At 70.8% G+C, this 24,403-nt stretch carries 21 protein-coding genes; 5 read left to right on the top strand and 16 right to left on the bottom strand.

The genetic code is table 11. The features are described from left to right. Window positions 1-7 precede the first annotated feature (7 nt). The 10 genes from ABH941_RS34755 to ABH941_RS34710 form a co-directional block, all read right to left on the bottom strand. Window positions 8-505 (bottom strand): hypothetical protein, encoded by a 498-nt coding sequence (locus tag ABH941_RS34755; protein WP_370133887.1) that lies wholly within the window; start codon window positions 503-505, stop codon window positions 8-10. Window positions 506-532: 27 nt separating this feature from the next. Continuing rightward, window positions 533-1,309, bottom strand: a complete 777-nt coding sequence (locus ABH941_RS34750; RefSeq protein ID WP_370133884.1) for a hypothetical protein — start codon at window positions 1,307-1,309, stop codon at window positions 533-535. A gap of 114 nt (window positions 1,310-1,423) precedes the next feature. Further along, a complete protein-coding gene (locus ABH941_RS34745) occupies window positions 1,424-2,110 on the bottom strand; it encodes a hypothetical protein (RefSeq protein WP_370133881.1) in 687 nt (228 codons plus the stop codon). A 31-nt stretch (window positions 2,111-2,141) separates the two neighbouring features. Next, the gene (locus tag ABH941_RS34740; RefSeq protein WP_370133878.1) at window positions 2,142-3,647 is read right to left on the bottom strand and encodes an ATP-binding protein; all 1,506 of its coding nucleotides are present in this window, start codon (window positions 3,645-3,647) and stop codon (window positions 2,142-2,144) included. Between the two features lie 28 nt (window positions 3,648-3,675). Further along, complete coding sequence (locus tag ABH941_RS34735; protein WP_370133876.1) at window positions 3,676-4,128, bottom strand: DUF6238 family protein; 453 nt, start codon at window positions 4,126-4,128, stop codon at window positions 3,676-3,678. Between the two features lie 34 nt (window positions 4,129-4,162). After that, window positions 4,163-5,635: an SCO6880 family protein gene (locus tag ABH941_RS34730; protein ID WP_370133873.1), complete on the bottom strand. Its 1,473-nt coding sequence runs from the start codon at window positions 5,633-5,635 to the stop codon at window positions 4,163-4,165. A gap of 145 nt (window positions 5,636-5,780) precedes the next feature. Then, entirely contained in the window at window positions 5,781-7,211 is a 1,431-nt protein-coding gene (locus ABH941_RS34725) for an ATP-binding protein (protein ID WP_370133870.1), read from the bottom strand. Between the two features lie 27 nt (window positions 7,212-7,238). Continuing rightward, window positions 7,239-7,955, bottom strand: coding sequence for a hypothetical protein (locus tag ABH941_RS34720; protein WP_370133867.1), 717 nt, complete (start codon window positions 7,953-7,955; stop codon window positions 7,239-7,241). A gap of 2 nt (window positions 7,956-7,957) precedes the next feature. Beyond that, window positions 7,958-8,266: a DUF6112 family protein gene (locus ABH941_RS34715; RefSeq protein WP_370133865.1), complete on the bottom strand. Its 309-nt coding sequence runs from the start codon at window positions 8,264-8,266 to the stop codon at window positions 7,958-7,960. Between the two features lie 86 nt (window positions 8,267-8,352). Next, on the bottom strand, window positions 8,353-9,507 hold the full coding sequence (locus ABH941_RS34710; RefSeq protein ID WP_370133862.1) for a C40 family peptidase: 1,155 nt from the start codon (window positions 9,505-9,507) through the stop codon (window positions 8,353-8,355). Between the two features lie 579 nt (window positions 9,508-10,086). Between ABH941_RS34710 and ABH941_RS34705 the strand changes: the two genes are divergently transcribed. Further along, on the top strand, window positions 10,087-10,839 hold the full coding sequence (locus ABH941_RS34705; protein ID WP_370133860.1) for a site-specific DNA-methyltransferase: 753 nt from the start codon (window positions 10,087-10,089) through the stop codon (window positions 10,837-10,839). 90 nt (window positions 10,840-10,929) lie between these two features. On the opposite strand, the gene ABH941_RS34700 is transcribed toward ABH941_RS34705, so the two are convergent. Both ABH941_RS34700 and ABH941_RS34695 read right to left on the bottom strand, forming a co-directional pair. Next, window positions 10,930-11,868 (bottom strand): DUF5655 domain-containing protein, encoded by a 939-nt coding sequence (locus ABH941_RS34700; protein WP_370133857.1) that lies wholly within the window; start codon window positions 11,866-11,868, stop codon window positions 10,930-10,932. Between the two features lie 556 nt (window positions 11,869-12,424). Next, a complete protein-coding gene (locus tag ABH941_RS34695) occupies window positions 12,425-14,089 on the bottom strand; it encodes a recombinase family protein (protein ID WP_370133853.1) in 1,665 nt (554 codons plus the stop codon). A gap of 126 nt (window positions 14,090-14,215) precedes the next feature. Between ABH941_RS34695 and ABH941_RS34690 the strand changes: the two genes are divergently transcribed. From ABH941_RS34690 to ABH941_RS34675, 4 genes are all read left to right on the top strand, one after another. Next, the gene (locus ABH941_RS34690) at window positions 14,216-14,836 is read left to right on the top strand and encodes a flavin reductase family protein (RefSeq protein ID WP_370133850.1); all 621 of its coding nucleotides are present in this window, start codon (window positions 14,216-14,218) and stop codon (window positions 14,834-14,836) included. Between the two features lie 22 nt (window positions 14,837-14,858). Beyond that, a complete protein-coding gene (locus tag ABH941_RS34685; RefSeq protein WP_370134057.1) occupies window positions 14,859-15,767 on the top strand; it encodes a Gfo/Idh/MocA family protein in 909 nt (302 codons plus the stop codon). A gap of 42 nt (window positions 15,768-15,809) precedes the next feature. Continuing rightward, a complete protein-coding gene (gene dacB / locus ABH941_RS34680) occupies window positions 15,810-17,096 on the top strand; it encodes a D-alanyl-D-alanine carboxypeptidase/D-alanyl-D-alanine-endopeptidase (RefSeq protein ID WP_370133847.1) in 1,287 nt (428 codons plus the stop codon). A 100-nt stretch (window positions 17,097-17,196) separates the two neighbouring features. Continuing rightward, a complete protein-coding gene (locus ABH941_RS34675; protein WP_370133844.1) occupies window positions 17,197-18,000 on the top strand; it encodes a PIG-L deacetylase family protein in 804 nt (267 codons plus the stop codon). A gap of 24 nt (window positions 18,001-18,024) precedes the next feature. On the opposite strand, the gene ABH941_RS34670 is transcribed toward ABH941_RS34675, so the two are convergent. From ABH941_RS34670 to ABH941_RS34655, 4 genes are read right to left on the bottom strand one after another with little or no spacing between them, the layout of a single operon-like run. Then, a complete protein-coding gene (locus ABH941_RS34670) occupies window positions 18,025-19,626 on the bottom strand; it encodes an MFS transporter (RefSeq protein WP_370133841.1) in 1,602 nt (533 codons plus the stop codon). A gap of 35 nt (window positions 19,627-19,661) precedes the next feature. Further along, window positions 19,662-20,216 carry a TetR/AcrR family transcriptional regulator gene (locus ABH941_RS34665; protein ID WP_370133839.1) on the bottom strand — a complete coding sequence of 185 codons (555 nt, stop codon included), beginning with the start codon at window positions 20,214-20,216 and terminating at the stop codon, window positions 19,662-19,664. Between the two features lie 56 nt (window positions 20,217-20,272). Continuing rightward, on the bottom strand, window positions 20,273-21,013 hold the full coding sequence (locus ABH941_RS34660) for a hypothetical protein (RefSeq protein WP_370133836.1): 741 nt from the start codon (window positions 21,011-21,013) through the stop codon (window positions 20,273-20,275). After that, window positions 21,010-24,294: a DEAD/DEAH box helicase gene (locus tag ABH941_RS34655; protein ID WP_370133833.1), complete on the bottom strand. Its 3,285-nt coding sequence runs from the start codon at window positions 24,292-24,294 to the stop codon at window positions 21,010-21,012. Before ABH941_RS34655 ends, ABH941_RS34660 begins: the two co-directional genes overlap by 4 nt. Between the last annotated feature and the right edge of the window lie 109 nt (window positions 24,295-24,403).

Raw genomic sequence — 24,403 nt, 5'->3', positions numbered from 1 at the left:
CGGGCGTTCAAAAGTGGGGGTTCTCGGTTGGCCGGTCGGCCTCGGTGGCTGCCTGGAGCAGCTCGGTGAGGTCCCCGGGTTCGGAGGAGCGCTGGTCGATCCACCACCCGGCGCGGGTGACGGTGCGAGCGGCTTCCTCGATCTCCTCCCACTGCGCCTCGCCGGTCTCGCCTTCGAGGACCAGGGCGGTGTAGGCGGCGGCCAGGACCTGGTGGCGGCAGCGCACCCCCCAGGCGACGGCGCGCTCGGTCCCCTCCAGAGGAGGCATCCGGTACAGCTCGGACCAGGCTTCCGATTCGGCCTGCTCCTCGGCGCGCTTGGCCTCCAGCCAGGCGGCCTTGTCCTGCTCGTTGCCCTCTTTGGCGGCCCGCCAGCAGTCGGTGCACTCCTGCTTGGTCAGCCACTCGGCGAAGCCCGCGCGACGGTCGGCGGCCCGGTCAGACAGGTCGCGCTCGGCCTCGTGCCCGCAGGAATGGGTGATCTGCCAGATGGTCTTCACGGCCATGAGAACTGCTCCTTTACGGGAGTTGGGTCAGCGGTTTCGGGAGAACGCGATGCGCGGGTCTGACGGTCGGGCTGGCGCAGCGGAGGCGGTGGGTGCCGGGACCGGGGCCTTGCCGGGCAGGCCGGCACGGGCTGGGCTGGCGGCGAGCGCGGCGGCGCTGCGGGGCCGCCGGTGTGTGGTGAAGTCCCCGCTGTGCTCGTGGGTCTCGGTCGCCGCGGGTGGCGGGCGGCGGCGTGCGGCTGCGTCCTGGGCGAGGAGCGGTTGCACGGCAACCTGGAGATCGGCCCGGTGCATCGACAGTGTGGCGTCGGTGACCTTGCCGAGCGCCTCGCCGCGGTCGGTGGTGACGGGCAGCGTGTAGATGTCCAGCGCGTGGTCGAAGCGCCAGCCGTGCGACTCGAGGATCGCAACGCCGTGTTCAACCGCGCTCATCGTGTCGGCGGTGGCGGCGACGACGCCGAGCTGCGGATGCTCGGCGAACGCGACGTCCGGTTCGACGCGCGGGGGCCGTGCGCGGGCGCCCGCCGGTTCGGCGGCCAGCGAGGGGTCGAACGCGGCGTCTACGTCGACCCGGTAGCCGGCCTTTCGCAGAAGAGCGACGGCCCGGGTGGCACGGTCCTGCCCGTTCCGCTGTTGGTCGGCGAGTGTATAGAGCGTGGGGTGATCCGGGACGGGGTGGAAGTCGAATCCCTTCAACATCCATGTGCTGGAGGCGAGTTGTTTGGGGTTGGCGGCGACGATGCCGTGGTCGGGGTGGCGGCCGACAGCGACGTCGGGCAGGGAGTCGTGATCGGGGGTGGGCATGATGGAACCATCCGGTGCGGGCTCGGGAGGAGGGGCGGTCGAGGGCGGGGATGGGTCTGGTGGCGGGTGGCATGGCGCGCTCCGAATTGAGGAGGGAGGGGGTTGCTATGGGCGTCAGCGGGATCGGCGGGCAGCCGTTGGATTCGGCGTGGCCGGCGCAGGGGGTGGAAGGGCAGGTGCCACGCGGTTGCTGGAGGCGGATCGGGCCAAGGCCGCCTGGACACGTCCGTTCGGCGCAGATTTATCGGCGTTCGTTCGGTCGGCCAGGAATTCGGCGGCTCGGACCAGCGCAGGGCCTTGATAGGTCAACTCGTCTGCGTAGTGCCAGCCTTCGGAGTTTCGGATTTCCTGCACGCGGCTCTCGTAGATCTCCCGCGAGCCGGGCAGCGAGGCGTCCATCAGGGCCATGACCTGGTCCCACTCGTGCCGGATCTGGCCTGCTCGTTCCAGGGTGGTGTCGATTCCGCGCAGCCGTCGAAGGTCTTCGCTGATCGGGCCCTCGACGTAGTCAGCACCGTGTGCGGCATCACCGACTCCGGCCAGCACTTCGGGGCCATGGGCGAGGAAGACCTCGACGTGCTGCCAGGCTGCGGCATCCCGCTGGACCTTGCCGTCCGCGTACCCCTTCTCATCGATGGGCCAGCCGTCGTGGTCGCAGAAGGAGTCCGAGACGGCATCCCACGCGTCCGATGCCTGCTGGATGCCTTCGGCGGCGGCAGCCAAGGCCGGAAGGTGCACCCGCCAGGCCGCGTGTTCGGCGGCACCTTGTGCCTGACCATCGGGGGAAGTGTGCGATACCATGACTCAACTCCTTTTGCTCGCATGGAAGGGCCTAGGCCGACATTCGGGCATCGGTATCGAACAGTTCGCGCTCGGCGGGGTGCAGGATGTGCTGAGTGATGAAGCTCCGGCCTGCGACCTTCCACAGCCCCCGGCCCTTGGTCAGGGCGGACACCGCCTGGGTCTCGACGCCGGTCAAGCCGAGCAGCGAAGCGGCGGCGGTCAGCTGGTCTGGTTCCTGGCGGTAGATGATGCGGGTGGAGCAGTCGGCCAGCAGGCCCTCGGCCAGGACTCGGCCGCGCGAGCCGGCGTCGCCCGCGCTGAGCAGGTCGGACAGGCGGTGGATGACCATCAGGTTGGCGATCCCCAAGCCTCGCGAGAGCTTCCACTGGCTCTGCATGCGCTCCAGGAGGCCGACGTGGCGCATGACGCGCCATGCCTCGTCGTAGATCACCCAGCGCCTGCCTCCGTCAGGGTCGGCCAGTGCGGACTCCATCCAGGCGCTGGCGCAGGTCATCGCGAGGACCAGGGCGGTGTCGTCGCCGGAGCCGCCGAGGCGGGACAGGTCGATGGACAGCATCGGCGTGGTCGGGTCGAACGCCACGGTGCTCGGGGCGTCGAACATGCCGCTCAGGTCGCCGTGCACCAGGCGGCGCAGGGCGTGCGCGAGGTCCTGGGCGGCGGGCCCCATGTGCCCGGCATGGTCGCCGAGGGCCCGGTCGAGACGTTCGGGTGAACCGAGGGTGTGCGCGATCTCGCCGAGCAGCGGCACCGTGCCAGCGGCCTCGGCTTCGGCGACGACCAGGTCGAGCGCGAGGTCCAGAGCGGTGTGCTCCATCGGCAGGAGATCGCGCTTCAGTACGGTGCGCGCCAGCGCCGCCAGAAGCAGGAGACGGCGCTTTCGCACCTCGCTCGACCAGTCACCCTCGCTCACCGAGGCGGGCCGGGCCGGGGCATCCAGGGGATTGAGCCTGCCAGGCAGCCCCGGTCCGAGCGCGATGCTGTAACCGCCGAGAGCCTGCGCGACGACCGTCCACTCGCCCTTGGGATCGCAGGGAATGTAGATCCGGTAGCCGTGGGCAATCGCCCTGGTGGCGATGGACTTCGCCAGAGCGGACTTGCCCATGCCGATGATCCCGGCCAGGACGGCGTTCGGATTGGTGAAGCCCTCGATCCGGCCGCTGGAATACAGCGAGAACGGGTCGTAGCAGAACGCCGCCTCGGCGTGTACGTCCCGGCCGATGAAGATCCCGTCCGCGCCCAGGCCGCCCTCGGCGAGGAAGGGATAGGCCCCGGAGACGGTGGCGGTGGTCATCCGGTGGGCGGGCAGGCGGAGCTTGCCGCCGCGCGCCGAGGAGGGGCCGGGACGTCCCGACGGTGGGTAGGTCGGCCGCAGCTCCGGGTCGAGGGTCTCCTCGTCGCGGCGCTTGGGCGGGGCCCCGGCAAGGCGTGCCTGGCGGCGGGCCTCGGCGAAACCGGCGCGGGCGGCACGCTGCTCGGCGCGGGACGACTTGCGGGGGACGAACAGGTGGGAGGCGCTGGCACGGGTGCGGGGCATGAACGTTTCTCCAGACGGAAGAACAAGGTCAGCGGCGGACGAGGCCGGTGAACGGCGTGTGCAGGTCGGCCGGGGTGGTGCTGCGGCGTACCAGGTGGGCGGTGCGCTGGTGGCGCTGGCAGATGGTCAGCTCCGGAGCGCCCTCGGGCAGACCGGCCTGACACGCCTCGCGCTCGGGTATCTCGCCGGAGTCCGGCCGGGGTGCCGCGTGGTAGGCGGCGTGGACGTGGTCGGCGGCCTGCCAGATCCGGGTGCGGGCGGCGCGCAGCTGGTCGCCCTCGATCGGGACGAGCTGTCCGGTGCGGGCGGTGTGGGCGTGGAGCAGGCCGTGCAGGGAGACGAAGTGGGCGTGCAGGGCGTCCAGCTCGGCGCGGCTGGTGACGAGCGGACCTGCGGGGATGTTGAGCGCGCGGTGGAAGTCGAGGGCGGCGGTGGCGAAGGGCACGAAGTCCTGCGCGGTCGGGCTGGCGGTGCGGGACATGGGGGTGCTCTTTCGGAGGGTGGGAAGGCCGGCATCAGGCGGCGAGGGCGAGCGGCATGGCGGCGGCGGTGAACGCTTCGGCCTGCTGCCAGGTGAGCGGCCGGAGGTCGAGCTGCGCGCCGACGGCCGCGGTCTCCACGACGGCGCAGGCGGAACGGAGTTCCTCCTCGGAGTCGGCCGAGACGGTCAGCAGGCCGGTCAGAGCGACATCCGCGTGGCCCGCGATGAGCTGGCGCTCGCGGGACTTGATGTCCTGGTACTCGATCGAATCGGCCTCGGAGTCGACCTGGCCGCGCCGGGCCCGTTCGGCGGCGTCGGCGATCACCGACGCTTTCTTGCGCTGGACATCGCGCAGGGCGGCGTCCAGTCCCTTCGGCTCGTACGACAGCGACAGCGTGCGTCGGACCCCGGCGGTGAACAGGAGTTGGTGCAGGAACCCCGCCGAGGTCTCGGTCCGGGGCCAGTTCTCGACCCAGTACGTGGAGTGGACAGCCGAGTCGGTCGCGATGTGGTCCGACTTCTCGACGACCACGACCGGTCCGGCAGCGGCAGGCTCCGCCTCGGGGTGGCCGGAGGGAGACCAACGGTCCAGCGCGGCAAGGGCCTTGGGGTCGTAGGCCGTGCGCACGACGGCGGCGATCTCGTGGGCGGTGAGCCAGCCGGTGGGGTTGAGCCCAGCCGTTCGCGCGGCCTGGTCGAAGGTCGAGGTCAGCTGAGCCAGCACGCTGAAGGACCCGGTCACGCCGCCACCGGCCTGGTTGATCAGGCGTCGCGCGGCCCTGGCGTCCAGCGACACCGCGACGTACACCTCGTGCGGAGCTGCAGCCGGACCCGCACTGGCGATCAGCTCGCTGTAGATCGCGCCGGCCACTGGGGCGTCGGGCTGGCCGTGCTCCTGCCAGTAGCGGCGCAGGCAGTCGCCGGAGTCCGGGACGGTGCGCTCGATCACCTGGATCCGGGCGACCTGGCCGGTACGGGCGAGCGCGGCCAGCGCCCGGCCCCAGCCGTTGACGTTGGCGTTCTGAGTGCCCGGGTCAAGGAGGGCGTAGGCGCGGGAGGAGACCTTGACGACGGCGGTCAGCGTGCCGGTGTGGGGGTTGTGGACCGCCCCGTATCGGCGGTCGGGGGCGGTGACGACGCGCAGGCTGGCGGCGGTGCCGGGAAGGTGGAGGAGCCCCTCGCGGACCGGGCGGCGGGAGGGTCGGACGAGCCAGACCAGCTGTCCCCGCATCCGGCGCAGGACGTACCGGGTGACGATCGGAGCCCAGTCGGCCAGAGACCGGCCCCGATAGCGGACGAAGACCAGGAGGGCGATGGCGGCCCACAGCGGGACGAGTTCGAGAGCGCCGACCACGCCACGGGTGAGGATCACGGCGAGCAAGAGCAGGCCGCTGAGGCTGACGACGATCAGCTGCGGGGCGGTCAGACCGAGCAGGATGCCGCGCCGCGAGCGGTGCGGGAACTTCACGGTGGCCGTGGCGGCTTCGGCCTGGGGCTTGTCGGACATGGCGGTTCCAGACGGTGGGAGCGGGCGGAGGGCGGGGCGCGCGGCGCTCTTCTGGAGGTCATGGCGGGACTCCGTTTCGATTGGTCAGCGGTGCGGGGGTGGGGGCGGACTGCGGGGACACAGCCCGCCCCCGGGTGTGGGTTAGTCAGGATCCTGAAGGCGGCTGGTGCGGAAACACCCAGCTCGTCGGCGTCGGGGCGCCAGTCGCCGACGGACCGGTGGAGGGCGGAGGCGGCGCGGAAGGGCTGCTTCCTCCACCGGGAGCATGGCTGACAGCCGGCGCGGTACCCGCTCGGGCCATGCTGCTGCCCGGTGCCGATGCGCCCGCGACCAGACCGGAACTGCTGTCGGTACCCGGGGAGCCCGTTTCGGAGCCTCCCGATTCACCTTCGCTGGCCCGGGTGATGAGCGGGGGAATGCCGGGGCGTTGGATCAGGGCTCGGCCCTTGTCGCCGCTGGCATTCGGGTCCTCGCCGAACCGGAAGCTGGTTTGAGGCTCGGGCGGTCCGGCGTCGATGCCCTCCTTGCTGAGGTTGCCGCCGGAGGGGTTGATGCCGGAGGCGACACCGTCGGCACCTGCCCCGGGGACCTGGCTCGGGCCCTGCGGAGCAAGGGCTCCGGTGCTGGCCTGCATCGCCAGGCTGCCCGCGGTCTTCGCCGCTCCGGCGGCGACTGCCATGCCGGCGACGCCGGTACGGTGCAGGTCGTCGTTGCCGCCGCCGTCGGTCGCCCAGTGGACGAACTTGTAGGTGGCGTAGGGACACAACAGGACCAGGACCATCACCACGATTCCGGCCATCGCGTCCGACAGGGCGGCCATGCCGTCGTGGGAGTCGGACTTGCCCATCGCCGAGACGCCGATCAGGAAGACCACGGTCATCAGCAGTTTCGAGACGACCAGCGTGGCGGTGGCCTCGATCCAACCGCGCCGCCATCGTTTGGCGACCTCCCAGCCGCCGCCGGATCCGGCGAAGACGGCCAGGGCGACCATGATCAGGACGCCGACCTTGCGGGCAACCATCACGCCCCAGTACATGAACGCGCCGATCGCGCAGCCGAGGGCGACCAGGGCTGGCACACCCCAGCCCAGGCCGAACATCGCCCCCAGTTCGTTGACTTTGACGACGCGGCGGATCGCATCGCTGACGGAACTGTTGGCCGCTTGGAACAGGCCCGCGCTCAACGCGTCGACCACCGTGATGGCGACGGAGGTGAAGGCGACGGCGCAGAAGGAGAACAGAACGCCGGTCATGGTGCCGATGGCCGCTTGCGCGAGGGCGCGTTCGTCCCGTCGCCAGGCCGCGAACATCAACTGGATGCAGAACGTTCCGACGGTCAGGGCCAGCCCGATGGGCAGCAGCAGCTCGTAGTTGTCCCGGAACCAGCCGGCGTTCAGGTCGATGGCGGTGGTCTCGTTGACGGCCTTGGCGGCGAGATCGGCCGCGCTGGCGGCAAGCTCACCTGCGGACTTCGCGATCCATGCCCCGATGCCGTCGGTGACGGTGCCGCCGGGGTTGGTGGCGAAGTCGACGGTGTCGCAGACGGTGCCCATCAGGGGCCAGTCGCAGACTCCCATGGCGGTAGCTCCTTTCTTGAGTGGGGGTCAGGGCGCGACGGCGGGCAGGACACCGGCCAGGGCACAGGGCTGGGAGGGGCGGCACTGGACCGCGAGGGTGGTGGTGCGGCCCTCGGCGCCACCTGCGGGCGAGCCGTTCCAGGCGATGGACTGAGTACCGGAGACCGTGACGGCGTAGATGTACGCCGTGGTGAGCGCCCCGGGATCGGCTTGCAGAGCCTGGGTGAACGAATCGGGGAAGTGCCCCTCGTTCACGGTGGCGGTGGCGAACTGGCTGTTGGCGGCCATCTCCTTCCACAGCACCGCCGAGGGCACGAGAGCGTCGATCGAAGCGGTGTCTGCGTATTTGGACTCCCGAGTCAGCCACCCATGCAAGGCAGCCAGAAGCTGGGGCTGGGAGTAGGCACGGGTGTCGTAGGACCACAGCGCAGCCGCTGCTGACTTCCCGAAGGCGATCGGGTCGTGCGTGGTTGGCGGAGCAGGAAGGGCGCCGGCATGCCCGGTCGGCGGTGGTGAGTTGCTCGGTGAGGCGGCGGCGGAGGAAGGAGTGGAGGGGGAGGCCGAACCCGGCGTCGGTACAGGGGCGGTGGAAGAAGCCCTCCCGTCGCGCGTGAGGTAGGCGAGCAGGCCGGCAAGGGCGACGAGCGCCACCAGGACAGTGGTGCCGAGCAGCGCCCGGCGGCGCACGCGAGATGCGCCGCCGGGGTTGCCGCTGCGGAAGGCAGGGGCGGATCGTTTCTGCATGATCAGTGGACCTGCGTTCCCAGCGTGCTGAAGAACGCGACCACACCGTTCGCGGCACCGAGCAGCAGGGCGGCTCCGGCGGAGACCAGGACGCCCTTCTTGCCGTTGGCCTCGGCCTGGTGGCCGCCGGAGTGGTGGCCCCAGGCCCACACGCCCGCGCTGACGGCGAGCGCTCCGACCACGGCGATGATCCCGAACAGGTTGATCGAGCCCATCACCTCCTTGAGGACCGCCAGGCCCGGCAGGCCACCCTCGTTCGGCTTGATGCCCGGGTCGTAGGCGAGCTGAATGGCCTTGTCGGCGAGATACATAACGAACTCCAGTTCGATTGATTGCGCGCCAAAGCCCGAAGGGGCGAAGCGGCGATGCGGGGGAGGGGAGGAGGGGAAAGCGCCGGTCAGAGGACTCGGCGGGCCGCGACGATCTGCGATTTCCAGGACGCCAGGGACTCGATCGAGACCACAGCCCCGGTGTGCGGCGCGTTGATGATCAGGCCGGAGCCCATGTACATCCCGACATGACCGGGATTGGCTGCCGTGCCGTCGGACCCGGCGGTGAAGACCAGGTCACCGGGCTGCAGGGCGTCCACCGAAACCGGCTTGCCCTCGGTGACCTGCGTGTAAGTCGTCCGGGTCAGGGTGACCCCGGCCGCCTTGTACGCCTGCTGCATCAGCGAGGAGCAGTCGCAGCGGCCCATCGGGTCCGCCCCGTGGGAGTTGGTACAGCTGCCACCCCACTGGTATGGGGTGTCGAGCTGGCCCATCGCCCACCGGATCGCGGTCTGCGCTTGCGGAGGCGCGTCAGCGGGGATGGTGTACCCGGCCGGCACTGCGCCAGGCGGGATCGTGCCGAAGCCCGATCCATCACCACCGCTCGAACAACCGCCCGTAGTGCTGGGCGGAGCCGTGCTGGTACCGCCGGAGCCCGACGGGGAAGGGCTCGGCGAGGCTCCGCCGGCCTGGGCCAGGAGGGGGGCGATGGCCTTCTGCAAGGCTGTCGCCAAGGGTTCCCACTTGGCGTAGGCGTCCGGGAACCCGGACTGCTGCACTGCTTGGGCGGCCTGGGTGACGGTCATCGACTGCCACCCGGAGACCCTCTCCAGTGCGGCGTAGAACGAGGTGCTTGCGTGCACCGGGTCCAGGATCTCGCTGGCCGTCCCCCACCCCTGCGAGGGCCGCTGCTGGAACAAGCCCAGCGAGTCGCGGTCCCCGTAGGTGAGGTTCCGCAGGCCGCTCTCCTGCAGGGCGGTCGCCAAGGCCACGATCTGTCCCCGGACAGGGATGTTCATCGCGGCGCCGGTGGCCTGGATGGTCTTGGCGTTGGGCACCTGGTCGGCCGGGTCGTCCAGCCCGGGAACGGAGACCGTTCCCTTGCCGCCACCGTCCAGGATCGCCTTCACCTGAGCGGCAACGGCTGTACTGTCCACAGTCTGCGCACCGCCGGTTGAACACGAGGCCGAAGCACTGGAGGTTCCGATCGCGAGGACCGGAACGGCCAGCAGCAGCGGACTGAAGGCGGCAAGACCCAGGACGACTCCGGCGGTCTTCTTCATCGCCGCCACCGCTCGCCGGAGCGGACAGCCCCGGAGCGGAACGGGGTTGGGCCAGGGCGTGGTCGTATCAGGGCATGCGGCATCGCAGTGGCTCCTCGTAGTTCGTAGGAGGCGCGGTGCCGACCTCTCGTGCAAAGCAGTCGGCACCGCGCTGATGTGAATCCGCCCTTTCAGGACGGTTCCGGCTCAGGGGAGTTGGTAGCTCCCAGACGCCGGTCTCCGGTTATGCGCGGCAGTCGGCCGCGCTCGTAATCTCAGGCGGTACACCGGATCTCCGTACGGGCTTCGAGGAAGGGGTACAACATGCCTCCCAGGCAACGCCCGTTGGACGCGGCAACACGGATCAGCACAGGTCAGCCGGGGCGGAGCTGGGCCCGACTCGGTGACATGGCCAGACAGTAGACCGGGATTCCGGCCGCACCAAACGACCCCCGAAGCGGACCCTGACCACAGCAGCAGCTCATTAGGCACGGCCGGAAACCGCGGATAACGTCCGGGACAACCCAGGGCCGAACAACCGCCGTTGGCGTCTGCTCGGCGCTGGCCCAGTCCCGCCGTGCCCTGAAAGAGGCCCCGCACATGAGCTACATGCTGCACCGAGGTGATGCCCTCACCGTGCTGAAGCACCTCCCGGACGAGAGCATCAACGCCGTCATTACCGACCCCCCGTACAACTCTGGCGGACGCACCAGCTCGGACCGCACCGGCCGCACCGCCCGCGCCAAGTACGTCACCAGCAACAGCGCCCACGACCTGCAGAACTTCCCCGGCGAGAACCGCGACCAGCGCTCGTACCGAAGCTGGCTGACCGCCCTGCTCACCGAGGCGTACCGGGCCTCGACCGAGCACACCGTCGCCCTGGTCTTCACCGACTGGCGCCAGGAGCCGACCACGTCCGACGCCCTGCAGATGGCGGGATGGACCTGGAGCGGCACAATTCCCTGGATCAAGCCCGCCAGCCGACCCCGCAAGGGTGGGTTCAAGCAGTCGGCCGAGTTCATCACCTGGGGCGTCAAGGGCAGCCTGGAGAAGGGCCGTGACCTCTACCTGCCCGGCCACTTCGTCGCTTCCCAGCCGCGTAAGGACAGGGTCCACATCACGCAGAAGCCGGTCGAGATCATGCAGCAGCTCGTCCAGATCTGCCCCGAAGGCGGCACCGTCCTCGACCCCTTCACCGGCAGCGGCTCCACGGGCGTTGCCGCCCTGCGCGAGGGCCGGCAGTTCGTCGGGGTCGAGCTGTCCGCGCACTACGCCGACGTTGCCGAGCGAAGGCTGCGAGCGGAGTTGAACCGGGACGACTACGTCCTGGCCGGACCGGAGGCGTCATCATGAGACCGACCAGGCCAGGGCCGACGGACCGCAGACGCAAAAGGGCGGCTGGAGCATCGAGAGACCGATGCACTGGCCGCCCTTCCTCTTGCGTCAGGCCGCTTCGAACGCCCGCCGGATCAGCGGTCCCGCCTTCTCAAGGTCGGCCGCCGAGGTGACACGCACCTCCAGGTCGCCGGTCCCGAGGTGACCGATGCCCCGCATGTCGCGGGAAAAACCCTCCTCCAGCTGAACCGTGTCCGGGTCGACTCGGAGGTAGACCAGGATCACCTCGTGTCTCGGACGGAAGATCACCGAGGCCAGGTTCACCATCCGCCGGTAGGCGATGTAGTGCTGCAGCGGAGCCACCTCGACCTCGCCCCACGCGGTGAGCGCCTCGTCCAACTCGCCGTACAGGTCCTGCAGGCAGGCCGGGGCCGCGCCAGAGGTCGCCCGAACCGACGGCTTGACGTCCCCGGCACCGGCATCGGCGGCCAGCCCCCACTCCCGTCGCTGCCGCCGAGCGAGACCGGGGCTGTGAACCCCCGGTGCGGAGTCGATCAGCAGCAGGCTGAGCAGCCCGCCGTCGAAGACCCGGTAGCGCACCAGGTCGATCCGCTCGCGCAGCCGCTTCACCGCGACCCGGTCGTGGTGAGAGAAGTCGGCTGCGATGCAGACTATCCGCGGGTTCCGCCAGTCGATCGACTCGGCGGCCTCGGCTCCCAGCTTCTCCTTGACCAGCGCCTCGAACTCGTGATGTGCCGAGTCCAACCACGACAGGTAGGACACGGCCTGCGACACGACCCCGTTGTCGGACCCCTTCTTGTACTCGATCACGACAGGGATGTTGTTCTCGTCCAGCCCGAGGGTGTCGATCCGGCCCCGATGCCAGGGCCCCGTCGGGTACTCCGACGCCAGGAAGCGGATTCCGAGCATCGACTCCATCCCCGCCTCGATCCGGCGCTGAAGCTCCACCTCCAGCGCCACCGTCGACCCCCGCAGCTCGACGTCCCAACCATCGTCGTCCAGCCGGAACAGCATCAGGTCGGTCACCAGCCTCGTCCCCCTCCCGCGATCATCACAGGAGAGGCAATCGAACCTGGCCTGCGGCTATTCCGGATCTGAGGCAGAAGTGCAGGTGGTAGCTCTGGCGGCGCGCGGAGGGTGATCATCACGGGTCACGCCCCAAGGGCAGCACCGGTCGATCCGACAGAAAGTCAAGCGCTATCACTCTTTCCCGTCTCGGCCAAGCCGGAGTGATTCCGGATGCTCGTGCTGCGGACACATGGTGACCGTGCCGACAGGTCCATGGCGAGGCAGATGTCGGCCCTGGGCGCGCGATGACAGGTCAGCTGGAGGTAAGTGGTGGGCAATCAAGCCGAGTCCGGTGCTCTACGGAGGATCACTCCGCACTGGGGATTGCGGGAAGAAAGGGTGACCGAGCCGGCGTGGGCAGGTGGCCAAGGTAGTTGCGGCTGGTTGGAGGCCTTCCTGGCGAAAGCCCCCCAACTGGATAGGGTGGAAGTGGATCGCCTCGGGCGTCTCCTGCAACAGATGGGACGCTGAACGAAGTCGAGGCCCTCACCTCTGGCGGGGTGAGGGCCTCGGTCTATGCGGCGACTTCTTCGGGAGTCTTCCACCGTGGGATGAGCCTGTCCTTTGAGAAGGCCTTGTCGGCGGGCGCTGCTCCTCCGGCGAGGGGAAGCACGTCAATCCCGTGCAGATAGCGCTTGAGGACTGAGCGGCGTTGCTGAAGAGTCCCGTTGTGCCAGTTGGCGATCAGGTCATCCTTCGGAACCGTCCGCGATGGACCATCCTCGGCTGTGGTGATGAGGTCGCGAAGAGTGCTGATCTTCCGGTTCAAGGTCGACAACATGTGGAAGTAGTCGTCCTCGTCCAGACCGACCTCGGACAGTGTGCCCTCGGCCCATCGCCGGATGAGTTCGCGCTTTCGCTCTGACCTGCTGTCGAGTTCACTATGCAGAGCCGCGACGTGAGCAGGGTCAACAAGTGCTGCGATATCCGGGGTTTCGAAGAGTTTCGTCAGGAAGGCATCCATGGCCATCTCCACGGCCTTCTCCGCTACCTCCCCGTCGATGCGTACCCCACTGCAGCCGCCATGAGCCAGGGGAGGGCAGCGGTAGGTTCGACCTCGCGACTCTCCTTTGTTCCCGGGATGGCCGACGAGCCCAACCCTGCAGCTGCCACACCTGAAAATCCCTGACATGAGGTATTTGTTGGTGATACCGGGTCGGGTGCGACCAGGGGGCAGCCCGCGCTTGCTGCGGCGGAGTTGTAGTTCGAACTGGACCTGTGACCAGTCCTGCGGGCTGATAATCGGTACCCAGGATCCGAGCAGAGGGCGACCCTTGTCGTCGAAGAGGACCTTGGTCCACCCATCCGACTCCGATGCGGGAACGACACGATGCAGTCCGGCATAGGAGACCATGCCCGCGTACCGCGGGTTGCGTAGCATCTTGTTGATCATTGTGGAGGACCAGCTCTTTGCTTCGGGAGGTTTCACGCCCTCGCGGTTGAGCGCAGTAGCGATGCTGTAGGCGGTCTCTCCGGTAAGGCAGTCCTTGAAGATCCGGGATACGAGATTCGCTTCGCTCGGTTCGAGAGTGCCCTTGTTTGCGCCCTTGCGGATCCATCCGTAGGCGATACGTCCCTGGATCTTCCCGTCCTGGGCGCAGGCGAGGTGCATACGCGCCACACGGCGTGAGGTGTCCTCGGAGGACTTCAGCGCCATCACGCACATGATCCGGGCCATATGCCGGTCGCTGTCGTTGATGAGGTTCATGTGGCCGCCGGTGGCGCCGAGGACCGGTCGCTTGACGTACTCGACGATGTCGATGAGGTCTTCGAGATCCCTGGGGCGCCTCACGAGGCGGTCCAGATCGTAGAAAATCACCCCGTCGATCACTCCGCTGGCCAGATCCGCAAGGAGCTGGCGGAATTTCGGCCGGATCACGATCCAGTCGACACTCCCGTCGTCCTTGATGACCTTCCTCTTCTTGAACGCTGAGGTGTCGTTTTCCTTGTAGGTCTGGGCGAACTCTGGCCACCGCAGGCGGCGCCTGGCGTCGTCGGCGTCCTCCTGCTGGCGGTCTACGCCGGCTTCGAGGCCGAAGCGGTCGGAGGAGATGCGGAGATAGGCGGCCGGACGCTTCGGGACGTAAGCCGCGAGGTGGTCGTGAAGGTTGAGTGTCACCTGGCCGCGGCGTGCCTGTAGGGGGACCTCGAAGTCGTCCCAGACAGTGGGTGTCGTCATGCGCGTTCTCAGCTCCAGCAGCTCGGTGCCTTCCGATACCGGGCACTTTCTGCTGGACTTCGCGGTTTGGTTGAGCCGCTGACCTGGTGATATACGCCGCCGTCGCTTGGCGGCATAATGATCGCCATGCGTATCGACTTCGACCCACAGGCCATGGACTCGGGCGCGTTCTACCGTCTGCTGACAGCGGTGGTGGTGCCTCGGCCGATCGCCTGGGTCTCCACGCTTACTGACGACGGTTTTTCTGCGAACCTAGCCCCGCACTCGTTCTTCACCGTCGCCTGCACCTCGCCGCCCATTGTGCAGTTCACCTCGGTGGGCCGTAAGGACACGCTGGTGAACGTGGAGGCCACCGGCGAGTTCGTGGTCAACTTCGCGCCCGAGTGGATGTTCGAGCAGATCAACGAGACAGCGACGAACTTTCCGCACGGGGTGGACGAGTTCGAGGCGGTCGGGGTGGAGCGGGAGGCGTCGTCGCGGGTGAAGCCGCCGCGGGTGGCCGGGTCGCCGGTGGCGTTGGAGTGCCGACTGCACAGCACGCTGTGCCTGGGCAACTCCACGGTGGTCTTCGGGGAGGTGCTGCATGCTGCAGTGAGCGAGGAGGTGCTGGTGGACGGGCATCCGGAGATCACGAAGATGCGGCCGCTGTCGCGCCTGGGCAAGAACGAGTGGGGCCTCACCGAGGGAATCCGTGAGCTGGCCCGGATCCCGTTCGGCGAGTGGGAGAAGCAGCAGCATGAGCGGTGACACGGTGCGCGGCACGCCGCCGCTGAGGGTCGGCGTCATCGGTCTTGGCGACATTGCACAGAAGGCCTATCTGCCCGTTCTGGCCGCCGAGCCGGGGCTCGACCTGAGACTGATGACCCGCGACCGGGACAAGCTGGACCGGATCGGCGACCAGTACCGGCTGACCGGACGTCACACCGAACTGCAGTCGCTGCTGGACGACGGGCTGGACGCAGCGTTCGTGCACGCGAGCACCAGCGCGCACGTCCCGATCGTGACCGCGCTGCTGGAGTCCGGCGTAGATGTCTATGTCGACAAACCGCTCGACTACACCATCGAGGGCGCCCGCAAGCTGGTCGAGCTCGCCGAGTCCACCGGTCGTTCGCTGATGGTGGGCTTCAACCGCCGCCTCGCCCCCGGATACGCCCAGTGCCTGGAGCGGCCGCGCGACCTGGTGGTGCTGCAGAAGAACCGCGAGGCGGTGCCGGAGGTCCCGCGCACCGTCGTCTTCGACGACTTCGTGCACGTCGTGGACACCCTGCGGTTCCTGGTCCCCGGCGAGATCGAGCACTCCTCGGTCCGCTTCCGGCTCCGGGACGGACTGCTGCAGCATCTGGTGCTGGAACTGTCCGGGGACGGGTTCACGGCGCTCGGCATCATGAACCGCGTCAGCGGCTCGACCGAGGAGGTCCTGGAGGTCTCCGGCCAGAACTCCAAGCGCCAGGTCGTCAACCTGGCCGAGGTCGTCGACCACCGAGGGCAGCCGACCGTGCGGCGCCGGGGCGACTGGGTGCCGGTGGCGCGTCAGCGCGGCATCGAGCAGGCCTGCCATGTGTTCCTGGACGCGCTGCGCCGGGGTCGGCGGCTGGACGCCGAAGACGCGCTGCGTACCCATGAGCTGTGCGAGTGGATCGTCCAGCAGGTGGAAGGCCGGGGCGCCCCGGCGCGTTGACGCGGGGGCGAACTGACGGGCTGTCATCATCCTGGGATGATCATGGTCCGGTGTTCTCGGCGGTGGGGCGGCGGCAGCGTGTTCCGGCTCGCCGCCACCTCGCTCGCCCTGGCGGTCGCGACCGCCGCTGCTCCCGTGGCCGCCGTGCGCGCCGCTGCCGCGCCGGGAGGCGGGGATGCCGCCGACCGCGCTGTCGCCCAACGGCTGGAGCAGCGCTTTCCTCAGGCCGGGCTCGGTCCCGGCAGGGTCGGCGAGGTGCTGGACGCCGGCTCAGGCCGGACGGTGTGGTCCTCGGGGGCGCTGCTCGGACGCATGCCGGCCTCCACGCTGAAGCTGGCCACCGCCGTGACCGCGCTGACGGTGCTGGGCCCGGACCACACCGAACTCACCCGCGCCGTCTACGCCGACGGCACGGTCTACCTGGTGGGCGGGGGCGACCAGCGGCTGGACCGGGACGGTCTGGACCGGCTCGCCGGGGACACCGCACGGGCGCTCAAGGCCCAGGGGCTCGCCCTGCGCGCGCTGCGCGTGGACGACTCGCTCTTCCCGGCCCCCACGCTTGCCCCGGGCTGGCAGCGCGGGTACCTCCCGTACGAGCTGGCTCCGGTGCGGGCCCTCGCCGTTTCCGGCGACCGGGTCGACGACACCGCGCTGGTCGCGGGCGACGTGTTCGCGCGCGGGCTGGCCGCTGCCGGAGTCGCCGTGCCGTCAGGCCCGCTGCGCAGGGCGGTCGCACCCGCCGTCGGTGGGGAAGCGGTGCTGCTTGCCTCCAGGACGTCCGCCCCTCTCTCCAACGCCGTCGAGTACATGCTGAAGGTGAGTGACAACAACATTGCGGAGGGGTTGTTGCGGCTCGCCGCGCTGGGCCGGGGGCGGGCGGCGACCTGGGCGGGCGGCACCGTCCTGGTCCGCGAGGTGCTGGACGGCTACCGGGTGCCGCTGGCCGGGGTTCGGCTGTTCGACGGCAGCGGGCTGTCCCGGCAGGACCGGATGACGGCGGCCGCGCTCGCCGCTCTGGCCGCACTTGCCGTCGACCCGGGCCTGCACCGGACGCTGTGGCCCGTGCTGGAGGGACTGCCGGTGGCGGGACGGGACGGCACCCTGGCCGCGCGGCTGCACCGGTTCGATACCGCGCCCAGCAGCTGCGCTGCAGGCCAGGTCCACGCCAAGACCGGGACCCTGCGCGACAGCGCCGCGCTGGCGGGGGTGGTCCGGGGCAGCGACGGGCGCTGGAAGGCCTTCGCCTTCGTCGAGAACGGACCGGTCGGCAGGCGTCAGGCGCGGGAGGGGCTCGACCGGCTCGCGGCGACGGTCTCCGGTTGCTGGTGACCGCTCCCCGCCGCGCTCCCCGGCGATGTCGGCGTCGTTGGCTACGCTGGGGTTTCCGTCATCGGGCCGGATCGGTGCGGGCAGCACGAGGAGGATGCCGATGGACCGACCCCGCGGCCTGATGGCCGTTCATGCGCATCCGGACGACGAGTCCTTGTGGACCGGCGGCGTGCTGGCGCAGCACGTCGCCGAGGGCCGCCGCACCGCCGTCGTGACCTGCACGGACGGGGAGTTTGCCGACGGGACGTCGTTCGCCGGGCCCGGCATCCGGGCCAAGGAGCTGGCGCAGGCGCTGGCGGCGCTGGGAGTCGACGAGTCGGGGATCCTGCCCTACGGCGACTCCGGTCATCTCGGCCGCGGGCGGGGGAGCCTGTGCGAGGCGCCCTTCGACGACCTGGTGGCCGATCTAGTGGCCCGGATCCGCTCCTTCCGGCCGTCGGCCGTGGCCACCTACGACGCCAACGGGATGTACGGGCACCCCGACCATGTCCGGGTGCACCGCGCGGTGCTGGTCGCAGTGGAGGCGGCGGCCTGCGCTCACCAGTGGCCCGAGGCGGGCGCCGCCTGGGAGGTGGAGTCGCTGTGGCTGGCCACCGTCCCGGAGTCGCTGGTGCACACGCTCACCGGGCTGGGGCTGGAGTCGCCGCTGCCGTCCACCCCCGACGCCCGGATCGCCGCGGCCGTCGACGTGCGGCCCTGGCTGGACGTCAAATGGGAGGCGGTACGGGCCCATGTGTCCGAGTTCGCGCGGGGGGCGCGGATCGCCGCCTTCGAGGAGCCGCAGCTGCGCGAGCTCTGCCTGGGCACAGAATGGTTTCTGCACCGGCCCGGCCCCGGGGCGGCGCGGCCCGGAGCCGCGGACACGTGGGGGCCTCGAAGGCTGCTCGCCGACCCCGCGGGCTGAGTCCCGACGGTCTGTGACGGTCTGTCAGGCGGCCTTGCGCAATTCGGACGGCGACGCGTCGGCGGACAGGTCCCCCGACCCCTCCCCGGCCGTACGCGTGCCCCGGAGCAGCGCCCAGACCAGCACGGATGCGCCGATCAGCAGCAGCCCCGCGAGCATTGCCGCCAGGTTCATCCCCTGGACGAACGCGTTCCGTGCGCTGTCCAGCAGCGCGTCGCCGGTCGCGGTCGGCAGCGTGGCGGCGATGTGCACCGCGCCGCCGATCGAGTTCTCCGCCTCGGCCGCAGCCGACCCGCTCACCCCGGCGGGCAGGACCAGGCCGGACCGGTACACGGCGGCCAGCACCGAGCCGACCAGGGCGATGCCCAGGGCGGTGCCCAGCTCGTAGGCCGTCTCCGAGACCGCGCTGGCGGCGCCGGCCTTGGACTCGGGCGCCGAGCCCAGCACGATCGTGGTGGACAGCGCGTAGACGATGCCCTCAGCCAGGCCGGTGGCCATGAAGGCCACGGCGACCAGCAGGTACGAGGTCTCCGCGTGCACCCAGCCCAGGGCGCCGAGGCCCAGGCCCATGGCCAGCAGCCCGCCGGACAGGGTGATCCGGTTGCCGAACCTGCGGGCCAGGTAGGCAGCGGTGAGACCGCCGACGACGGAGCCGGCGAAGGCGGGCAGGTCGGCGAGCCCGGCCTGCAGCGGCGAGTAGCCGCGCACCAGCTGGAAGTACTGGGAGAGGAAGAACACGACGCCGGCCAGGCCGATCAGGGCGATCAGCGCGCCCAGCGCCGCCGCGGTGAAGCGGCGGTCGGCGAACAGCCGCACGTCCAGCAGCGGCACCGGCAGTCGCAGCTGCCTGCGGACGAACCAGACCAGGCAGACGACTCCCAGCACGGCCGCGACGATCACCGCGGGTTCCAGCGCGTTGCCCACGGCCGCTTCCTTGACGGCGTAGACCACGCCGATGATCCCCACCAGGGACAGACCCACGCTGAGCAGGTCCCAGGCCCCGGCGTTCCGGTCCTTGGACTCCGGCAGCACGTGCCAGCCGAGGACCAGCAGCAGCACCACGATCGGGATGTTGATCAGGAAGACCGAGCCCCACCAGAAGTGCTCCAGCAGCAGTCCGCCCAGCAGCGGTCCTGCCGCGGCGCCCGCGGTCGCGGCCGCGCCCCAGATGCCGATGGCGCGGGCGCGCTCACGGTCGTCGGGGAAGAGGTTGCGGATCAGCGAGAGCGTGGACGGCATGATCGTGGCGCCGGCGACGCCGAGCAGCGCGCGGGCGGCGATCAGCCAGCCCGCGCCGGGCGCGTAGGCGGCGAGCAGGGAGGCGGCGCCGAAGGCGGCGGTGCCGATGAGCAGCAGCCGCTTGCGGCCGATGCGGTCGCTGAGCGAGCCCATGCTGACCAGCAGTCCGGCCAGGACGAAGGAGTAGCTGTCGCCGATCCACAGCAGCTGGGTGGACGAGGGGTCCAGGCTCTGGCTGATGAAGGGGATGGCGAGGAACAGCACGGTGGCGTCCACGGCCACCAGCAGGATGGCCAGGACGAGGACGGACAGCGCGACCCACCGGGTCCGGCCGGGTGTATGTCGGTAGGCGGAGGTGGTCTGGGGTACGGAGGGCGAGGTGGTCACGGCAGGTGGTCCGTTTCGGTGCTGCGTCTGGGGATTCAAAGCTGCTGGTCCGTTCTGAGGGCGCCGCCGAGGAAGAGTCCGGTCAGCGCCCGGGTGCTTTCGCGGGGCGCCAGCCGGCCCTCCTGGACGGCCCAGCCGACACCGGCGAGCAGGTCGAAGAAGGCTTCGCTGAGCCAGGCGGCGGGCAGTTCGACCCGGAAGGCGCCGGACTGCTGGCCGCGCAGGAACAGAGCGGCGACCCGGGCGTCCATCCGCTCCCAGGCCGAGCAGATCTCGCTGTCCTCGAACAGGCGGCTCTCGCCGGTGAGGAAAGCGGCCTCGGCGGCCTGGGGGACGACGGCGTCGGCGAGGCGGCGGACGGCCTCGACCGGGTCGCCGTCCTCGATGGCTGCGGCGTCCAGCGCGGCGGACATCCGGCGCAGGGCGAGACCGGCGACCTCCCGGACCAGGGCTTCACGACCGGGGAAGAGCCGGTGCAGGGTGGCACGGCTGATCCCGGCGGCGCGGGCGATCTCGTCCATGGCTGCTGTGGGCTGCCGGGAGAGGACCCCGACGGCAGCCAGGAGTACGGAGTCGCGGTCGGTTGCCATGAGGCAATGCTAGCTCAAGTGCGACACTTGTGTCGCATGAGATACAGATATGTCTCTCAATCCATGAACGCCTCGTAGGCGGGGAGCAGCAGCGTTTCCAGGGATTTGCCGCGGATCATGATCCCGGAGGGCCCCAGCTGGCTGGGTGCCGCACCCGCCGTGCCGTCGGGGGAGTCTCGCAGCGCGCGGTGCTGCTCGCCCTCGGTCCAGAAGTCATCCAGCCGCTGCTCCAGGGGCAGTTCCGGTATGGGCGGGGCGGTCGGGGACACCGGGTCGTCGGCTGCCGCGCGGCGCTGGGCGAGGTGCCGGAGCAGCCGTGCCTGGCTGCGTCCGCGCCAGGCGATGAGCAGGAACGGATCGGAGTCGAAGGCTGCCGCCAGGGAGCCGAGCACCGCTGCGAGGTGACGGCAGGCCGACCACTGCGGGCAGGAGCACTCCAGGGCGAGATCCGCGGCGCGGACCGGGAGCAGCGAGAGGCCGGCTCTGGCCAGGACACCCTCGAAGCCGTCCGGGAACTCGCCGTCCAGCAGCGCCTCCCTGACCTCGCCGTCCTCGGTGAGGGCCTGCTCGGCCCTGGCCCACTGCCGGGCGTCGAACACCGGCAGCTCGATCCAGACGTCGAAGCCGCGCCCGTCGGAGCCCGCCACCCGGGCCCCGACCGAGCCCGCGCTCACCGTCAGACCGGACACCTGGGGCGACGGCGGGGCGAGCTGCTCGATCCGGAACACGCCCAGCGCCTCCAGCCGCGCCAGGAACCGCCGCGACCAGGCGCCTGTGCCCGCGCCGTCCGTGCTCATGCCTCGCTCACCGAGTCCTCCGTCAGGGCCAGCACCTCGCGCAACGCGTCGGTCGACAGGTCGCCGAGGTCGCCGAGCCAGCTCTCGCCGGAACCGACCACCGCGTCCGCCAGTGCCCGCTTCTCCTCGATCATCGCGTCCACCCGTTCCTCGACCGTGCCCACGCAGACGAACCGGCGCACCTGCACGTCGCGCAGCTGGCCCAGCCGGAACGCCCGGTCGGTGGCCTGGTCCTCCACCGCCGGATTCCACCAGCGGTCCAGATGGACGACCTGGTTGGCCGCCGTCAGGTTCAGCCCCACGCCGCCGGCCCGCAGCGACAGCAGGAACACCGAGGGCCCGTCGGGATCCTGGAACCGGTCCACGGCGGCGTCGCGCTGACGCTTGGTCATCCCGCCGTGCAGGAACAGCACCTCGCTGTCCAGGCGCTCCGTCAGATACGGCTGCAGCATCGCGCCGAACTCGGAGTACTGGGTGAAGCAGAGCGTCCGGTCGCCCTCGGCCAGCGCCTCCTCCAGGGTGTCCTCCAGCCGGGCCAGCTTTCCGGAGCGGCCGGAGAGCCGGGGGCGGCCCAGCGGTCCCCGCTCGCCGGAGTAGTGCGCCGGATGGTTGCAGATCTGTTTGAGCCGGGTGAGCGCCGCCAGCACCAGGCCGCGGCGCTGCACGGTGTGCGCCGGGTCGAGCCTGGCGCGCTCCATCCGGGCCAGCAGATCGTCGACCACCGCCTGGTAGAGGGCGGCCTGTTCGGCCGTCAGATTGCACAGCACCGTCATCTCCTGCTTTCCGGGCAGGTCCGCCGCCACCAGCGGGTCGGTCTTGCTGCGGCGCAGCACGAAGGGACGGGTCCGGCGCAGCAGCTCGGCGGTGGCCCGCCGACTGGCGTTGCGCTCGATCGGCACCGAGTAGCGCTCCTTGAACGCCTCGGCCGAGCCGAACAGCCCGGGATTGGCGAAGTCCAGCACCGAGTGCAGTTCGGCGAGCCGGTTCTCCACCGGGGTCCCGGTGAGGGCGAGCCGCTGGACTGCCGGCAGCTCCCGGATCGCCCGGGACTGCTGGGTGGCGCCGTTCTTGATGTGGTGCGCCTCGTCGGCCACCACCCGGCGCCAGGCGACCGCCCGCAGCGCGGTGAAGTCCCGCTGGACCAGGCCGTAGGTGGTGATCACCACATCCGCCCCGGCCACGGCGCGGGCCAGTTCGGCGCCGTCCGCGCGCCCCGAGCCGTGGTGGACGTGGACCCGCAGTGCCGGGGCGAACCGCGCGCACTCCCGGGTCCAGTTGCCGACCAGTGACATCGGGCAGACGACCAGCGTCGGGCCGCTCGGACGGCCCCCGGCAGCCACCGCCTCCGCATGCTCGACCGCCAGCAGCGCCAGGGTCTGGACGGTCTTGCCGAGACCCATGTCGTCGGCGAGGACCCCGCCCAGGCCGAGCCGGGACAGGAACACCAGCCAGGCCAGGCCCCGCTCCTGATAGGGACGCAGCACCGCGTCGAAGTCCGGGGGCAGCGCCACCGGCTCGGGGGAGAGGCCGGTCGCGTCCGCCGCCCGGTCGGCGGCCGGATCGTCCATGGCGTCCATGGCCGGACGCACCTGGCGGAGCAACTCGCCGAGTCGTCCCTCGGCGTCGGTGAACAGCACCGGCAGACCGGTTCCCGGCTCCTTGCCGTCCAGGGCGATCCGGAGTAGTTCGCCGGGGGCCATCAACCCCTCGGCGCGGCGGGCCAGGAAGGCGGCGGCCGCCGCGATCCGGACCGGGTCGGCCTCGAACCACCGGCCCCTGATCCGGACCAGCGTCTGCTTGGCGGCGGCCAGCTCCTTCAGCTCCTCGTCGCTGATCGGTTCACCGCCCAGGGCCGCGCTCCAGCGGAACTGGACCAGGTCCTCCCTGCCGAGCAGGCTCTCCCGCTCGACCACACCCGCCTGGACCGCGCCGCCGGTCAGCGCGAGCCCGAGCGAGGGCGGCCTGGCCCACCAGGTCGGCAGCAGCACGCCGAAACCGGCGGCGGACAGCGCCGGGGCGGCGTCGCGCAGAAAGGCGAGCGCGCCGGCCCGGTCCAGCCCGAGCCGGCTCGGGCGCCGCTGCTCCAGCAGCGGTTCCAGCTCCGGGCAGCACTGGACGGCGCGCTCCAGCTCGGCGACGAACGCCTGCTCCGGCCGGTCGACCAGGCGCAGCAGCGGCGTTGCGGCGGCGCCGCCCTCCCAGAGCTGGGCGGCGTCCACCTGGACGGAGGGATCGTCACGGCCCTGCAGGGTCAGTTCGAGCAGCCAGTGGTCGTCACTGTCCTGATCTGTCTCAACCTCAGCCTTAGGGTGAGTCTCAGCCTGTGGAGCAGCTCCGGGGTCCCAGCCGTCCTCGAACGGCTCGGCCAGTCGGAATCCCAGCCGCAGCGGCCCCCGGCCGGCCGAGGCCGAGCGGTGCCAGGCCGTCAGCCCAGCGCCGACACGGGCGAGTTCAACCGGGTCGGCGGCCGGCACCCGGCCGCTGGGGGACGTCAGCGCGGCCAGCCAGCGTTCGGCGGCGGTCGCGGCGGGGCGACTGCGGCCGCGGCTCTGCGGCAGCAGGCCGGGACGCTCCGAGAGCACCGCCCGCACCTCGCAGTCGACCAGGACCGACAGCAGGTCCGCCACCAGGGCGGCGCCGGTCGACTCCCGGCCTTCGGCCGGTGCCTCGGCCCGGCACACCGGAGGGCAGTCGGCCGCCAGCGCGGCGGCCTCGCGCCGGGCGGCCCCGTCCGCAGCGGGCACCCAGCGCGCCCACGGACCCTCCTGGGCCCCCGGGACTCCGTCCGCGACGGCCGGCAGCACCCGGCCCCGGCCGACCAGGCGCCAGGCCAGGTCGTGCACCCGGGTCAGCCAGCGCAGCGAGGCGCCGTAGGGCGCCTCGACCGGCCCGGCGCCCGGCAGGTCCGGTTGCAGCACCGCGTTGCCGGGGTCGTGGAGCTCACCCAGGAGTTGGGCCGCCTGAGCCGGGGTGAACAGCAGCGAGGGGACCTGCCAGGGAGCCAGCCGGATGCCGGTCGTGGGACCGCCGCGCAGCGGCCCGACCAGTTCGGGGGAGGGCAGCGGCGACCCCTCGCGGGTGGGCAGCAGCAGTACCGACTGCCCGGCCCCGGCCTGTTCGACCAGCCACGCCAGACCGGGGCCGACCGCGGCCAGCAGGCGGCGCAACGCGGCGGGGTCGACGCCGTAGCGGCCGTCGTGCGCGGTGCCGTCCTCGGCCCACAGGGCGAGCCGCCGGTCGGCCCGCCACAGTCCGTGCAGCACCCACATGATCGCGATCACCCCTGCTCCGGATCTGAAAAGGCTGGTGGCCCAGGGGGAAACCCTGGGCCACCAGCCTACGGAGCACCACTGACAAGCGGGCCGACCGTGGTCGGCCCGGCTCCGGTGG

The sequence above is a fragment of the Streptacidiphilus sp. EB103A genome, from assembly GCF_041261405.1.
Taxonomy (GTDB): Bacteria; Actinomycetota; Actinomycetes; order Streptomycetales; family Streptomycetaceae; genus Streptacidiphilus.
The sequence above is the reverse complement of the archived record's forward strand: the minus strand, read 5'-3'. Positions and strand labels throughout refer to the sequence as shown.

What these genes read in the sequence shown, in the direction of transcription:
- ABH941_RS34750 (WP_370133884.1), bottom strand. Translation starts at nt 1,309, where the DNA reads ATGCCCACCCCCGATCACGACTCCCTGCCCGACGTCGCTGTCGGCCGC.
- ABH941_RS34715 (WP_370133865.1), bottom strand. Translation starts at nt 8,266, where the DNA reads ATGTATCTCGCCGACAAGGCCATTCAGCTCGCCTACGACCCGGGCATC.
- ABH941_RS34735 (WP_370133876.1), bottom strand. Translation starts at nt 4,128, where the DNA reads ATGTCCCGCACCGCCAGCCCGACCGCGCAGGACTTCGTGCCCTTCGCC.
- ABH941_RS34740 (WP_370133878.1), bottom strand. Translation starts at nt 3,647, where the DNA reads ATGCCCCGCACCCGTGCCAGCGCCTCCCACCTGTTCGTCCCCCGCAAG.
- ABH941_RS34665 (WP_370133839.1), bottom strand. Translation starts at nt 20,216, where the DNA reads ATGGCAACCGACCGCGACTCCGTACTCCTGGCTGCCGTCGGGGTCCTC.
- ABH941_RS34705 (WP_370133860.1), top strand. Translation starts at nt 10,087, where the DNA reads ATGAGCTACATGCTGCACCGAGGTGATGCCCTCACCGTGCTGAAGCAC.
- ABH941_RS34755 (WP_370133887.1), bottom strand. Translation starts at nt 505, where the DNA reads ATGGCCGTGAAGACCATCTGGCAGATCACCCATTCCTGCGGGCACGAG.
- ABH941_RS34695 (WP_370133853.1), bottom strand. Translation starts at nt 14,089, where the DNA reads ATGACGACACCCACTGTCTGGGACGACTTCGAGGTCCCCCTACAGGCA.
- dacB (WP_370133847.1), top strand. Translation starts at nt 15,810, where the DNA reads ATGGTCCGGTGTTCTCGGCGGTGGGGCGGCGGCAGCGTGTTCCGGCTC.
- ABH941_RS34675 (WP_370133844.1), top strand. Translation starts at nt 17,197, where the DNA reads ATGGACCGACCCCGCGGCCTGATGGCCGTTCATGCGCATCCGGACGAC.
- ABH941_RS34690 (WP_370133850.1), top strand. Translation starts at nt 14,216, where the DNA reads ATGCGTATCGACTTCGACCCACAGGCCATGGACTCGGGCGCGTTCTAC.
- ABH941_RS34730 (WP_370133873.1), bottom strand. Translation starts at nt 5,635, where the DNA reads ATGTCCGACAAGCCCCAGGCCGAAGCCGCCACGGCCACCGTGAAGTTC.
- ABH941_RS34745 (WP_370133881.1), bottom strand. Translation starts at nt 2,110, where the DNA reads ATGGTATCGCACACTTCCCCCGATGGTCAGGCACAAGGTGCCGCCGAA.
- ABH941_RS34660 (WP_370133836.1), bottom strand. Translation starts at nt 21,013, where the DNA reads ATGAGCACGGACGGCGCGGGCACAGGCGCCTGGTCGCGGCGGTTCCTG.
- ABH941_RS34720 (WP_370133867.1), bottom strand. Translation starts at nt 7,955, where the DNA reads ATGCAGAAACGATCCGCCCCTGCCTTCCGCAGCGGCAACCCCGGCGGC.
- ABH941_RS34710 (WP_370133862.1), bottom strand. Translation starts at nt 9,507, where the DNA reads ATGAAGAAGACCGCCGGAGTCGTCCTGGGTCTTGCCGCCTTCAGTCCG.
- ABH941_RS34725 (WP_370133870.1), bottom strand. Translation starts at nt 7,211, where the DNA reads ATGGGAGTCTGCGACTGGCCCCTGATGGGCACCGTCTGCGACACCGTC.